Origin of the sequence: Halalkalibacter oceani (genome assembly GCF_040544555.1) — a bacterium.
Taxonomy (GTDB): domain Bacteria; phylum Bacillota; class Bacilli; order Bacillales; family Bacillaceae_D; genus Halalkalibacter; species Halalkalibacter oceani.
In genome coordinates, this window is the sequence record NZ_JBEPKD010000024.1 from 1 (window position 1) to 13,002 (window position 13,002).

Here is a 13,002-nt window from a genome sequence, read left to right on the forward strand (position 1 = left end):
GGTGCTTTTCCCTTTTGAGGATGGTCGAAGCAACGAGCGTAGTCAGCACCCGGTTTTAAAAAGCATACAGGGAAGCGGGTTTCTTCCCTGTATGCAGCGTGCAGAAGAAGCCGTTGCCAGCATCGAAGGGAGGGCGCTTTTCCCTTTTGAGGATGGTCGAAGCAACGAGCGCAGTCAGCACCCGGTTTTAAAAAGCATACAGGGAAGCGGGTTTCTTCCCTGTATGCAGCGTGCAGAAGAAGCCGTTGCCAGCATCGAGGGGAGGGCGCTTTTCCCTTTTTGATGTGGCGTAATAGAGGAAAAGGTCGGGTTTTTGATTGTTGAGAAATAAGAAATTGTCCCCATTTGCTGATGAACTGGCAAGTGGGGTTTTGCTGTGAAAGGAAAAACAGAGATGAATAAGGACAAATGGACTATAACTGGTTTTATGCTCGGCTTGCTTTTGATTTGTGCCGGCTGTTTTCCGGAGCAACAAGTGGCGCCCCCTACTCCGCCTCCAGTGACAGAGGGGGAGTTGATCGTCACCTTTTTTGATGTCGGGCAGGGGGATGCGACTCTGTTTCAAGCGGAAGAGACGACGATCTTGATTGATGCCGGGCGGCACGACCGGGAGGAGGTTGTGTCTTTGCTGGAGGACAGTGGGGTGGAGCGAATTGATTTGTTTATTGCGACTCATCCTCACGCTGATCATATCGGCCAGGCTGATCAAGTGCTGGATGCCTTTCCGGTGGAAGAAGTATGGATGTCCGGCGACAGTCACACGACGAAAACATTTGAACGGATGGTGGCTGCTATTGAAGCTTCGGGAGCAGATTACTATGAACCACGGGCCGGCGAGGAATTTGAAATTGGTTCGCTGCTGCTTGAGGTTCTGCACCCGGAAGAACTGACAGGGGATCTTAATAACGGTTCGATTGCCGTTCAGGTTCATTTTGGCGACGTTTCGTTTTTAATGATGGGTGATGCGGAAGCAGAGGCTGAGGAAGAAATTATCGAGCGCTCTGCTCATTTGCAGTCGACCATTTTACGGGTGGGTCATCACGGCTCTTCGACTTCCACGACGCCGGCTTTTCTGGAAGCGGTGAAGCCTGAAGCAGGGATTTATTCAGCTGGCAGAGAGAATGAATATGGGCATCCCCATGCCGAAGTTGTCGAGCTTTTTCAGGAAAAGAATATTCCATTGTACGGAACCGATCAGCACGGGAAAATCGTTGTCGAAACCGATGGAACGTCTTATGAAATAATTTTGGAGCATGATGAATAAAGTAATGGGGTGATCATCGTGAAAGCCGTCATAGACCGGATTGTCGATCAGGCCTTTGTTGTGCTGCTGGTCGGAACAGAGGAAAAAGAAATGATTTTTCCGAAAGAGGCATTTTCGTTTCCGGTGAAAGAAGGACTTCAGCTTGACATTGAACTGGCAGGCGATCAGCTGCTGCGGGCAGAAAAGGCTGACACGCCGAACAAGGCTGATCCGCTTGAAAGATTGAGAAAGCGTCAGCACAGCCGCTATAAGCGAAAGGAAAGGTAGGGAGAACGGGATGAAAAAGCAATTTGCTGTCATTGGACTGGGGCGCTTTGGAAGCAGTGTTTGTAAAGAGCTTTATAAATTAGGCCATGAAGTGTTGGCAATTGATTCACGAGAAGAAAAAGTCAACGACATTACGCGCCATTCGACCCACAGCGTAATCGCCAATGGCACGGATGAAAAAGCACTCCAATCATTGGGAATCCGCAATTTTGATTATGTCATTGTCGCGATTGGGGATGATATACAGTCAAGCATTCTCTGTACGCTGCTGTTAAAAGAGCTCGGTGTTGAAAAAGTGTGGGTGAAAGCACAAAACTACTATCATCAGCGCGTATTGGAAAAGATCGGCGCTGACCGGATTGTCCATCCGGAGCAGGATATGGGCATCCGGATCGCTCAGCATATCATTTCGGAAAAAATTGTCGACTACATCGAGCTTTCGCCTGATTACAGCATCGTCGAGCTGATCGCGACAGACAAGGTTTCCAATCAATCACTCGTTGAGTTAAATATCCGCGCTTTGTACGGCTGTACGATTCTTGGGATCAAAAGAGGGGATGATATTAATATCGCCCCGACGCCGACGGATCGAATCCAGCAGGGGGATATTTTAATCGTGATCGGCCATAAAAACGACCTGAAACGATTTGAAGACGAAGGAATGTAGACTTATAGTAGCACGATAAAAGATACTCATCATAAGATATGAAATGTGAGGTTCTCTCTATAAGTAACAAAAACAACGTGATAATAATGTTAATGCAGGTTATAGTTAAGGATAAAGGTGTGCAAGGAGGAAATGACAATGGAAGAATACTTTCCATTACAAGATTGGATAGAGAGAAACCAATTGCTGAAATTGACTATTATTCGACCAAAAATAGGCAGACAAATATTGCATGGAAGATTAATCTCCTATGATAAGGATAAACTGTCATTACTGTTTTATGATGATGATCGCAAAGAAGTCATTCATATCGTGCAGAATGAAATTGAACAGATAGAAGCGGAAAAGTAAGACCCTGGAACAAAAGCTGAGGCTGGGAAAAAGGTTGTTTTTTTACCTTTTTCCCAGCCTCTCTTAGTGAAGCGTTACTTTGATCAGCCGCAGCCTGCGATTTTCCGTTTCCTCTACTTGTAAGGAAAGCTGCTCATAGGTGAATTCATCCCCCTTAGCGGGAATACGCTGAAACTCCTCGACGAGCCAGCCTCCCAACGTGTAATAGGATGTATCTGGAAGCTCGACGTTCATCAGCCGCGCGAAATCATCAAGTGAATAATCGGCATGAAAAAGATACGTCTTCGGATCGAGCTGCTTCACAAGCTTGATCGTTTCATCATGCTCGTCCCATATTTCCCCGACGATTTCTTCCAGAATATCTTCAAGAGTCACCAGCCCTGATGTTCCGCCAAATTCATCAATCACGATCGCCATATGAATTTTATTTTTCTGCAGTTCCGGTAAAAGTGACGAAATTTTCATCGATTCTACAACGAGTAAAGGTTCCCTGATCAATGACGGGATATCGACATTTTTGTCTTGAATATAGGCGGTAAGAAAATCCCGCTCGGACAAAATGCCGATAATATGATCGATCGTTCCATCGTAAACAGGCAAACGTGAAAAACGTTCCCGGAAAAAGATCTCTTTAATCTCCTCCGCCGATTGATTGACATTGATGGCGATAATGTCCATTCGCGGCTTTAAAATTTCGCCGACAAGAATATCATCAAAATCTAAAGAGCGGTGGACAAGCTCTTTTTCATTTTCATTTAAGACACCCTCATCTTCACTCAACTGCACCATTACCTTTAACTCCTCCTCCGTAATAGAAGGAGTGATCTGTTTATTGCGAATAAGCAGAGAAACGGCCTTTCTTAGCTGCAGGAACACCCAGGTGACCGGAGTCAAGATCGTGATTAGAACCATGAGAATCGCGGAAACGCGTAACGAAAATGGTTCAGCAAATTCTTTAGCAAAGGATTTTGGCATAATTTCCCCGAAAATGAGCACAAGAATGGTAACGACAAATGTACTGACAAATACGCCGGTACTCGGCCCGAAGAGATCTGTCGCCAGCTGTGCTGAAATGGTCGCTGCGGCAATGTTGACGAGATTGTTGCCGACGAGAATGGTTGATAATGCTTTATCGAAATTCTCTATAATGTAAAGCGCCTTCTTTGCGCCGGGACGATTTTCGTCAGCGTAGCTTTTTAAACGGATTTTATTTGCGCTTGAAAAAGCTGTTTCAACTGAGGAGAAAAAAGCAGACAGGATTAACAAAATGAAAAACAGGCTGATCATACTTAGTGGTATTTCGTCCAAACAATATCACACTCCAAGAGGTTTTATTCTTATTATAACGTAAACCTCATTCAATCGTTACTGTTATGATGTCCGTCTGATGAAAAATTAATAGTTATTCGGTTATGTCTTTTGCCCAGCGTGGGCTGTTATGAAAGCGTCAGAAAAACAGTAAGAGATAAAGCCATGTTTCGCGATATGTTCTCGTGGGTATTTATCAAGTAAAGAAAACGCTGAGGAGGGGTTAGGATGAATAACCAGTTCGCGATGGATAATAATGTTATGAAGCAGTTGCAGATTATCAGAAGCTTGCAAAGACGTTCAGAAGCAACGGTTCAGTCGTTATATGCGCAGGCCATTCTTGAATACTCGCTCTATCATGACAAGAAGAAAAGGCTGCTCGATCAGATTGACCACGCATTGGAAACAAATGACCGCGAACAATTTCATCAATATTCAAAAAAGTACAAACAGTTACTTGATGACCATCGCAAGGGAAAAACGGTTGTAGAAAACGGATTTGAACTCCATTTAACCTTTGAGACATAGAAGCGGGCTTATGTCGTTAATTTAGAATACCCTGGCAGCTATAAAATTCGTAAAATGAGGTGAAACTGATGTGGACACTGTTAATTATTTTATTAATTCTCTGGTTACTGGGATTCAGCTTTGAAGTCGCAGGCAACCTGATCCATTTGCTTCTCGTTGTTGCCTTAATCGTGCTGATCATCCGCCTTGTAACCGGGAGAAGAGTTTAGCAAGATGAATAAACAGACTGACATTTGTAGAATGGAAGGAAAGTCAACCGGCTCTTGGGTGATGTGAAATTCAGGAGCGGGGCTCTCCCCTTCGCAGACTTTAAAAAGGATGTACGGATAGATACGGATTGTAAGAAAAAGGCTGGGAAAAAGGTGAAAAATCTTTATCCCGGCCTCTTCCCGTCATTTTTTCGTTCTTCTATCAAAATTACGTTAAAAGGTTGTAAGCGTTTTGAAAAATAGGCTCGCCTTTTACATAATGTAAAAACAAATAATGAAGAGCTTCTTCCTCCGAATGAAAATGTTGTCGAACCTCCTCATAGGCAGAGGCTAAAAACGGGTCGAGAGCAAGCAGTTTCTTCATGCGCTCCGGCTGAAAGCTCATGTGAGGCCAGCCTCCTTTCCGTTTGTTCGCTTTATTATATGGCAGGTGGGGAGAATGGTTCGAAAATAATGTATAATAAAAACAAGCAGAGATTCACCGCTCTATCGCATGAAGAAGGAACGCCATGCTGACGGGTGCAAGGAAGCAATCAAGAAGATCGTAAAGGAATAAACTGTTGATTACGCTATGGAGGGTAAAGGAGCGTAAAATAGACAGAGCGCTTCTCTTCTCTTACCATAGGTACAAAGATGGAGGAAGAAGGTGATTTCATTGATTACTGTATCAAAGCAGGAAAAGCAGGTTGAAGTAAATGCTATCAATGAAGAGCGGATTGAGGATTTTCTAAAAAAGTATGAACATCTTGTATGGAAATATGCTCACCGATATACTCTCCACCCCCAGATGAATGAAGATTTGATTCAGGTAGGAATGATTGGTTTATTACAGGCGATTAAACGTTATCAGCATGATCGCGGACGATCCTTTGAAGCTTTTGCCATCCCGACAATTATTGGAGAAATAAAGCGCTATTTGCGCGATCAGACATGGAGTGTTCACGTGCCACGCCGCATCAAGGAGACCGGTCCACGTATCCATAAGAAAATAGATGAATTGACAGTCAGACTTCAACGGATCCCATCAGTGGCGGAGGTCGCAGATGCACTGAAGATAAGTGAAAGGGAAGTCAAGGAGTGTCAGCAGGCATGGCAGTCGTATCAAGCTGTTTCCCTGTTTAAGCAAACTCACCGCGATGACGAAGACCTGACCTTATTGGATGTCATCCCATTGTATGAAAATGATGTTGAGCAAGTCCATCATTCTCTCTACATGGCGGAAATGCTGAGTGGTTTACCGGAAAAGGAAAAGCAGATTATTTTTTTAACTGTGATGGACGGTTTTTCGCAAAAGCAGGCGGCAGAAAAGCTCGGCCTTTCGCAAATGCAAGTATCACGTTTAAAGCGAAAAGCGTTGGAAAATTTAAAATGCTATGTCAGCTGAAACAATGACGCTCGCACGACGGGTTGAAAATGTAAGGAGAGCCGAGGCCACTGAAAAACCTCTTTTTCCGTAACTCGAAGAAGAGTAATGGCTCCGCGCGTTGCACGCCTTGCTACGAGAAACCCACTCGTAGCAAAGGCTTTCAAAATCAGGCAACGGCTACGCTCATTACGAAAAAGCTGTTGAAAAAGTGAAAATCGTACTTTTTCAGCAGCTTCGGAGAGCCGGTGTTTTTAGAGCTTGGAGAGCAAAGCCGGCTTCTCTTTGACGGGCAGTAGAGATGGACATTTGGATCATAAAATAAAAGCAAACGATTGCAAAAGAAACATTGACAAAAGTCAGAACATTTCGTATAATAATCCTAATACCTTCCGACCGACTAGTCAGTCTGTGGGTATTTGCTTTACGTGAAAGGAGATATAGAGATAAAAATGAAGAAAAAGCCTACAAAAGAGAGAATTATAGAGACAGCATTACGACTTTTTGAAGAGAATGGCTTTCATGCTGTGACCGTCGATCGGATTGTGCAGGAAAGCGAAACATCAAAGGGGGGATTTTATCATAATTTTAAATCAAAGGATGAGCTTCTCTACACGGTCCACGATTCCTTTATCACGTACATCCTTGATAAAGCCGAGGATGCCTATAACCGGTTTTCGACTCCGGCGGAGCGGCTTTATGAAACAGTCAGATCATTTGTGATGATGTTTGATCTGTACCGCCCGCATGTCACGGTGTTTTACCAGGAATCGCTCTATTTAAGCAAGGAGTATTTTGAAACGATTAAACGTAAGCGCGATCGCTACAAAGAGAAAATGTTTCGCGTCGTTAACGAAGGGATTGCCTGCGGGGAATTCAGAAAAGAAATCCCGGTACCGATTACTTCTATGGCGATTTTCGGAATGACGAACTGGACATATAAATGGTACAAGGAAACGGGCCAGTATTCGATTGAAGAAATCGCCGATATTTATGCGGATCTGATTATGCATGCTGTCATGACGAAGGAAGCGTTAGCAAAGCCGGAGTATGCGAGATTCTTTTTGACAAATAAGCTTGGCTAGCTGCTTTCGCCCTGGAGAGATGTAGGCTTGGATGGGAGAAGAGAAATCTTTACATAACAAAAGGTGGTGTAAAGAGAGATGGATATGTTTGATCACATTCAAGAATTAGAGATACGACGTGAAAAGGTGCAGCTTGGTGGTGGACAAAAACGAATCGATGCGCAGCATGAGCGTGGAAAGCTGACCGCAAGACAGCGAATTGAGCTGTTGCTTGATGATGGAAGCTTTGTCGAATTAAACCCTTTTATCGAACACCGCAGCTCGGCGGAAGGACTTGCAGAAGGACCGGGTGATGGGGTAGTGACAGGCTACGGAAAAATCGCCGGCCGGTCTGTTTTCCTGTTTGCCCAGGATTTCACCGTGTTTGGCGGGGCACTTGGCGAAATGCACGCGAAAAAAATCGCCAATGTCATGGATCTGGCGGCGGAGAACGGTGCGCCGATTATCGGCTTGAATGATTCAGGCGGGGCGCGAATACAGGAAGGGGTTCTCTCGCTTGATGGCTATGGCCATATCTTTTACCGAAACTCGATTTATTCTGGCGTGATTCCGCAAATCTCCGTCATTCTCGGGCCATGTGCGGGTGGTGCGGTCTATTCGCCGGCGATTACTGATTTTGTTTTTATGGTGGAAAAAACGAGTCAAATGTTTATTACGGGACCAAAGGTAATCGAAAGCGTCACCGGGGCCAAAATCAATCATGAAGATCTCGGCGGAGCGAGCGTTCATTCAACGAAAAGCGGCAATGCCCATTTTACGGCGGCAACGGAAGAAGAAGTGCTGGCTGACGTTAGACGATTGGTGGAATTTCTTCCTTCCAGCTATGAAGAGAAGGCGATTCGCAAGCCGTCCGCGGCGAACAGAGAGACTGGAGAGCGCGTGCAGGAGCTGGTCGATATCGTTCCGGTCGATGGCACGAAGGTTTATGATGTCCGCCAGGTGCTCACTGCGATAGTCGATGACGGTGATTTCATGGAGGTTCAGGCCCGTTTTGCAAAAAATCTCGTCGTCGGCTTTGGCCGGATTGCCGGAGAAACGGTTGGTCTTGTCGCCAATAATCCGAAAAACATGGCCGGCGGTCTCGATATTGATTCATCCGACAAGGGCGCCCGCTTTATCCGCTTTTGCGATTGCTTCCATATTCCGCTTATTACGTTTGAGGATGTCAGCGGCTTTATTCCGGGTGTGAAGCAGGAGCATGGCGGCATCATCAGACATGGGGCGAAAATTTTGTATGCGTATTCCGAAGCGACGGTGCCGAAGATTACCGTCATTCTGCGCAAAGCCTTCGGAGGAGCCTATGTCGCGTTAAACAGCAAGGCGATCGGCGCCGACCTCGTCTTTGCCTGGCCGAATGCCGAGCTTGCCGTCATGGGGCCGGAGGGAGCGGCGACGATCATTTATGCGAAGGAAATCCGCGAGAGCGCTGATCCGGAAGCGATGAGAAAGGCGAAGATTGCCGAATATCGCGAGCGATTTGCCAATCCGTATATCGCCGCGGCGCACGGGATGGTCGATGATGTCATTGATCCGCGCGATACGCGGAAAGTTCTTGTTCAATCATTAGAAATGCTGCGTCATAAGAAGAAGAAGCTTCCTGATAAAAAGCATGGAAATATCCCTCTTTAAGAAAGCGTTTTCACTTACTGTTGTGTCTTTTAAAAAATAAAAGTGCAAATGAAGGGAGTGAAGGGGCCTAAAGAGGCTGCCATGACTATGGAAAAAAACGACGTATTATCTCAATTTAGTAAGTTCCCGACCCCATCCTATGAAGAGTGGCAACAAGTGACGGAAACATCATTGAAAGGAAAATCGTTTGAGACATTGCTGACGACGTTGCCCGACGGCATTGTTCTTAAACCGATGTATCAAAGAAAGGATGTCCAGCAGCTCCTTTTGCAGGATCAGCTGCCGGGGCAATTTCCGTTCACGAGAGGAACCCGGTCGAAGCATTCCTCCTGGCTGATTAGCCAAGCGCTTTCAGCCGCAACTCCGAAGCAATTGAATGAAGAGCTTCACCAAGCGCTCGCTGCCGGGCAGGAGGTGCTGCATATTGCGGTTGCCGAGGAGGTGAAGCGCGGCAACATCGCCGGGCTTGAAACAGAGCAGGTTGGCGGAGTGCCAATATTTGATCTTGACGATATGCGCGAGTTGTTTTCCGCGATTGAACCAAGCCGCTACCCGCTTTACCTTGATGCCGGAGAAATCGCGACTCCGCTTCTCGCTGCTTTGGCTCTGGTGTCATCGAAGGAAGGGAAGCCGCTGTTTGGTGTGGTCGGAGCCGATCCGCTGCACGTGCTGGCGAAATATGGCAGGCTGACCTGTTCCTTAGCAGAAGCCTATAAGCAAATGGCTTTGGCGGTCCGCTGGGCGAGCAATGATGCTCCCGGCTTGCGCACCGTATTGGTTCAGGCTCATCATTACCATAACGGAGGCGCCAGCGCGGCGATGGAGGTAGCCTGCGCATTGGCGACAGGGGCAGAGTATGTCGCGGCGTTGATCGACAGCGGGCTGACAGCCGATGAGGCGGGAAGCGCGATTGCCTTTTCCTTTTCTGTCGGCAGTGACTACTTTACGGAAATCGCCAAGCTCCGGGCCGCCCGGACGTTATGGGCAGCGATCATGGCCGAGTTTGGCGCCGGGGAAGAAGCGCAGAAAATGATCATTCACGCGCGGACATCGCTTTTTACGAAAACAGCCGAGGATCGTCATGTCAATCTGTTACGGGCGACGAGCGAAGCGTTTGCGGCAGCGGTGGCCGGGGTCGACAGCATCGAGGTCAGTCCATTTGATGAAGCACTACAGCAGACGACCTCATTTTCAAGAAGGATCGCGCGAAATACGTCGCTTATTTTGCGAGAAGAGGCGCATATTGGGCAAACAATTGATCCGAGCGGTGGCTCATGGTATGTCGAGCATGTGACAGAGGAGCTCGCTAAAAAAATATGGAAGCGCTTTCTGGAGATTGATGAAGCCGGAGGGATTGTCGAAGCGTTACAGCGTGGCGTGATCCAGGATGAGATTGAAGCAATGTGGAAAAAACGGGTTCAGCAGGTGGAAACGCGTAAGCAGGTGATTGTCGGCAATAATCAATACATCAACCTGATGGAGAAAGAAGATTCCGTCACGCCGCGACAGGAAGAGTCAGGTGATGAGTACGCGGCCCGGGTTCAGCAGAAGCTTGCCGAAACAAAGACAAGGATCACCCCGCCGCAAACGCTGGCAGAGATGGAGCAATTGCTTGAAGAAGGCATACCGTTCTCGACGCTGCAGCAAAGCTTGAAGCAGCAGGAAGGAAGCGGCGCGACCGTTACCCCGATTCCGCAACGCCGGCTTGCCGAGCCTTATGAAAAGCTGCGTCACCGCAGCAGGAGGCTTGCCGCCAAACAGGGCGAAATGCCGGCCGTGCTCATTGTCGGACTGGGAGCACTCGCTGATTATAAGGCGCGAGCTGATTTTATCGCCGGCTTCTTCCAATGCGGGGGCTTTGATGTCCGTCAGACGCCACTTCATGCTCCGGAACAAGGCGATTTTTTTGCGCAATGTCAAATGATCGTCCTGTGCGGCCACGATGAGGCTTATGAAAAAACGGCGCCCGGTCTGATTGAAAATTGGCGCAGTCAGGCAGCGGCTAAAAAATATTTCATAGCGGGCCGGCCTGATCAGTCTTTGACGGACAAATTAAAGCAGGCTGGACTCGACGGAATGATCGATCGCCGGACGAATGCTTATACTTTTTTGTATGCCTTGCAGGATTGGCTGAAAGGAGGAGACGATGAGTAGGAAACCGAACTTCCAGCAAATGTCCTTCCCGTCACCAGGACGGATGAAAAAGGTTGAAGCAAAGACGAGTTTTCAAACGATGGAGCAGATTCCGATCAAATCGTTTTATCAAAAGGATGATACGGCCGGCCTCCCTTATTTGGACTATGTCGCGGGAATCGCCCCGTTTTTCCGCGGACCGTATCCGGCGATGTACAAGGCGCGTCCATGGACGATCAGACAGTATGCCGGCTTTTCCACAGCCGAGGAAAGCAACGCCTTTTACCGCCGCAATTTGGCCGCGGGCCAGAAAGGGCTGTCAATCGCCTTTGATTTGGCGACGCACCGTGGCTATGATTCCGACCATCCGCGTGTTGTCGGTGATGTCGGGAAAGCAGGCGTGGCTGTCGATTCCGTGCTCGATATGAAGCTGTTGTTTGATGGCATCCCGCTTGATCAAATGTCGGTCTCGATGACGATGAACGGTGCGGTGTTGCCGATTATGGCCTTTTATATTGTCGCGGCGGAGGAGCAGGGCGTCCCGCTCTCGAAGCTGTCAGGAACGATTCAAAATGACATATTAAAGGAATACATGGTGCGCAACACCTATATTTACCCGCCGGAAGCTTCAATGAAAATCATTGCCGATATTTTTGAATATACGTCCGTCCATATGCCGAAGTTCAACAGCATCAGCATCTCCGGCTATCATATGCAGGAGGCGGGGGCAACGGCGGATATTGAACTGGCCTATACGCTTGCTGACGGCCTCGAATATGTGCGTACCGGGATCAAAGCCGGGATGGATATTGATTCCTTCGCGCCGCGGCTCTCCTTTTTCTGGGCGATCGGAATGAATTATTTTATGGAAGTGGCGAAAATGCGGGCGGCGCGCTTGATTTGGGCGAAGCTGATGAAGTCGTTTCAGCCGAAAAATGATAAGTCGCTCGCACTCCGGACGCATTCGCAAACATCAGGCTGGAGCTTAACCGAACAGGATCCGTTTAACAATGTCGTCCGCACTTGCATTGAAGCGATGGCCGCCGCTCTCGGTCATACGCAATCGCTTCATACGAATGCGCTCGATGAAGCGATTGCGCTGCCGACCGACTTCTCGGCCAGAATTGCCCGCAACACGCAGCTTTATTTGCAGGAGGAAACAGGGATTACGAATGTGCTTGACCCGTGGGGCGGTTCATATTATGTCGAGGCGCTGACCGCCGAGCTGCTGGAAAAAGCGTGGACCCATATTGAAGAGGTGGAGCAGCTTGGGGGCATGGCAAAGGCGATTGAGACCGGGTTGCCGAAAATGCGGATCGAAGAAGCGGCGGCGAGACGGCAGGCGCATATTGACTCCGGCAAAGAAGTGATCATCGGTGTCAATCGTTACCGACCGAAAGAAGAGGAACCACTGGAGATTTTGAATATTGATAACACTGCTGTTCGGACGGCGCAAATGAAGCGGCTGGAAGTGCTCAGAAAGAACCGTAATGAGGAGGACGTGCAGCAGCGTCTTGAGGCGATTACCGCTTCGGCCCGGTCGGGCAAAGGCAATCTGCTTGCGCTTGCAGTAGAGGCGGCCCGGGCAAGGGCGAGCCTCGGAGAAATCTCATTCGCTTATGAAAAGGCAGTTGGACGACATAAAGCGGTAATCCGCTCGATCAGCGGCGTCTACCGTTCAGAATACGGGGAGAAGGAAGAAATGAAAACGATTCGCGAGATGACGGACCGGTTTACGGAGCACGAAGGAAGACGGCCGCGGATTATGATCGCGAAGATGGGCCAGGATGGTCATGACCGCGGCGCGAAGGTGATTTCTACCGCCTTTGCCGATATGGGCTTTGATGTTGATATTGGCCCGCTTTTCCAGACGCCGGAGGAAGCCGCTTTACAGGCTGTTGAAAATGATGTTCACATTTTAGGAATGAGCTCTCTGGCGGCAGGCCATAACACGCTTTTGCCACAGGTGATCGAAGAATTAAAGCGGCTTGGGCGTGAAGACATCCTAGTGATTATCGGTGGTGTCATTCCGCCACAAGACTACCCGTTTTTACGGGAGAAGGGGGCAGCGGCGATTTTTGGTCCGGGCACGGTGATACCGGTAGCGGCACAGAAGATTATCGAGGAATTAAATCGTCGCCTTGGCTATGAATCATCGTCTTAAAACAGCACGATATCTTTACCTGCTTGCATAAGTC

The 13,002-nt window shown here is 48.1% G+C and carries 14 protein-coding genes; 12 read left to right on the forward strand and 2 right to left on the reverse strand.

Annotated features, from left to right (window positions below; translation table 11 throughout):
* The 5 genes from ABMB67_RS18855 to ABMB67_RS18875 form a co-directional block, all read left to right on the forward strand.
* Positions 1 to 283: hypothetical protein (locus tag ABMB67_RS18855; protein ID WP_354573016.1), on the forward strand; the 283-nt coding region annotated here is incomplete at its 5' end.
* A gap of 111 nt (positions 284 to 394) precedes the next feature.
* Entirely contained in the window at positions 395 to 1,264 is an 870-nt protein-coding gene (locus ABMB67_RS18860; protein WP_354573017.1) for a ComEC/Rec2 family competence protein, read from the forward strand.
* Between the two features lie 18 nt (positions 1,265 to 1,282).
* Positions 1,283 to 1,531: a hypothetical protein gene (locus ABMB67_RS18865; RefSeq protein ID WP_354573018.1), complete on the forward strand. Its 249-nt coding sequence runs from the start codon at positions 1,283 to 1,285 to the stop codon at positions 1,529 to 1,531.
* 10 nt (positions 1,532 to 1,541) lie between these two features.
* Positions 1,542 to 2,198, forward strand: a complete 657-nt coding sequence (locus ABMB67_RS18870; RefSeq protein ID WP_251223902.1) for a potassium channel family protein — start codon at positions 1,542 to 1,544, stop codon at positions 2,196 to 2,198.
* A gap of 138 nt (positions 2,199 to 2,336) precedes the next feature.
* Positions 2,337 to 2,549 (forward strand): hypothetical protein, encoded by a 213-nt coding sequence (locus ABMB67_RS18875; protein ID WP_251223903.1) that lies wholly within the window; start codon positions 2,337 to 2,339, stop codon positions 2,547 to 2,549.
* Between the two features lie 63 nt (positions 2,550 to 2,612).
* Here the strand turns inward: ABMB67_RS18875 and ABMB67_RS18880 are convergent, their stop codons facing one another.
* Positions 2,613 to 3,857 (reverse strand): hemolysin family protein, encoded by a 1,245-nt coding sequence (locus ABMB67_RS18880; protein ID WP_251223904.1) that lies wholly within the window; start codon positions 3,855 to 3,857, stop codon positions 2,613 to 2,615.
* Positions 3,858 to 4,085: 228 nt separating this feature from the next.
* Between ABMB67_RS18880 and ABMB67_RS18885 the strand changes: the two genes are divergently transcribed.
* Both ABMB67_RS18885 and ABMB67_RS18890 read left to right on the forward strand, forming a co-directional pair.
* Positions 4,086 to 4,385, forward strand: coding sequence for an IDEAL domain-containing protein (locus ABMB67_RS18885; protein WP_251223905.1), 300 nt, complete (start codon positions 4,086 to 4,088; stop codon positions 4,383 to 4,385).
* Positions 4,386 to 4,453: 68 nt separating this feature from the next.
* Positions 4,454 to 4,594 (forward strand): lmo0937 family membrane protein, encoded by a 141-nt coding sequence (locus tag ABMB67_RS18890; RefSeq protein WP_251192523.1) that lies wholly within the window; start codon positions 4,454 to 4,456, stop codon positions 4,592 to 4,594.
* A gap of 208 nt (positions 4,595 to 4,802) precedes the next feature.
* Here ABMB67_RS18890 and ABMB67_RS18895 read toward each other — a convergent pair whose 3' ends face one another.
* Positions 4,803 to 4,979, reverse strand: coding sequence for a hypothetical protein (locus ABMB67_RS18895; protein ID WP_251223906.1), 177 nt, complete (start codon positions 4,977 to 4,979; stop codon positions 4,803 to 4,805).
* Between the two features lie 261 nt (positions 4,980 to 5,240).
* Here ABMB67_RS18895 and ABMB67_RS18900 point away from each other — a divergent pair, with 261 nt between their 5' ends.
* The 5 genes from ABMB67_RS18900 (at position 5,241) to scpA (ending at position 12,968) form a co-directional block, all read left to right on the forward strand.
* Positions 5,241 to 5,978 (forward strand): SigB/SigF/SigG family RNA polymerase sigma factor, encoded by a 738-nt coding sequence (locus tag ABMB67_RS18900; protein WP_354573019.1) that lies wholly within the window; start codon positions 5,241 to 5,243, stop codon positions 5,976 to 5,978.
* Positions 5,979 to 6,409: 431 nt separating this feature from the next.
* Positions 6,410 to 7,042: a TetR/AcrR family transcriptional regulator gene (locus tag ABMB67_RS18905; RefSeq protein ID WP_251223908.1), complete on the forward strand. Its 633-nt coding sequence runs from the start codon at positions 6,410 to 6,412 to the stop codon at positions 7,040 to 7,042.
* A gap of 78 nt (positions 7,043 to 7,120) precedes the next feature.
* Positions 7,121 to 8,671, forward strand: coding sequence for an acyl-CoA carboxylase subunit beta (locus ABMB67_RS18910; protein ID WP_251223909.1), 1,551 nt, complete (start codon positions 7,121 to 7,123; stop codon positions 8,669 to 8,671).
* An 81-nt stretch (positions 8,672 to 8,752) separates the two neighbouring features.
* A complete protein-coding gene (locus ABMB67_RS18915; RefSeq protein ID WP_354573020.1) occupies positions 8,753 to 10,825 on the forward strand; it encodes a methylmalonyl-CoA mutase family protein in 2,073 nt (690 codons plus the stop codon).
* Between the two features lie 19 nt (positions 10,826 to 10,844).
* Positions 10,845 to 12,968 carry a methylmalonyl-CoA mutase gene (gene scpA / locus ABMB67_RS18920; protein WP_354573045.1) on the forward strand — a complete coding sequence of 708 codons (2,124 nt, stop codon included), beginning with the start codon at positions 10,845 to 10,847 and terminating at the stop codon, positions 12,966 to 12,968.
* Positions 12,969 to 13,002: the final 34 nt, after the last annotated feature.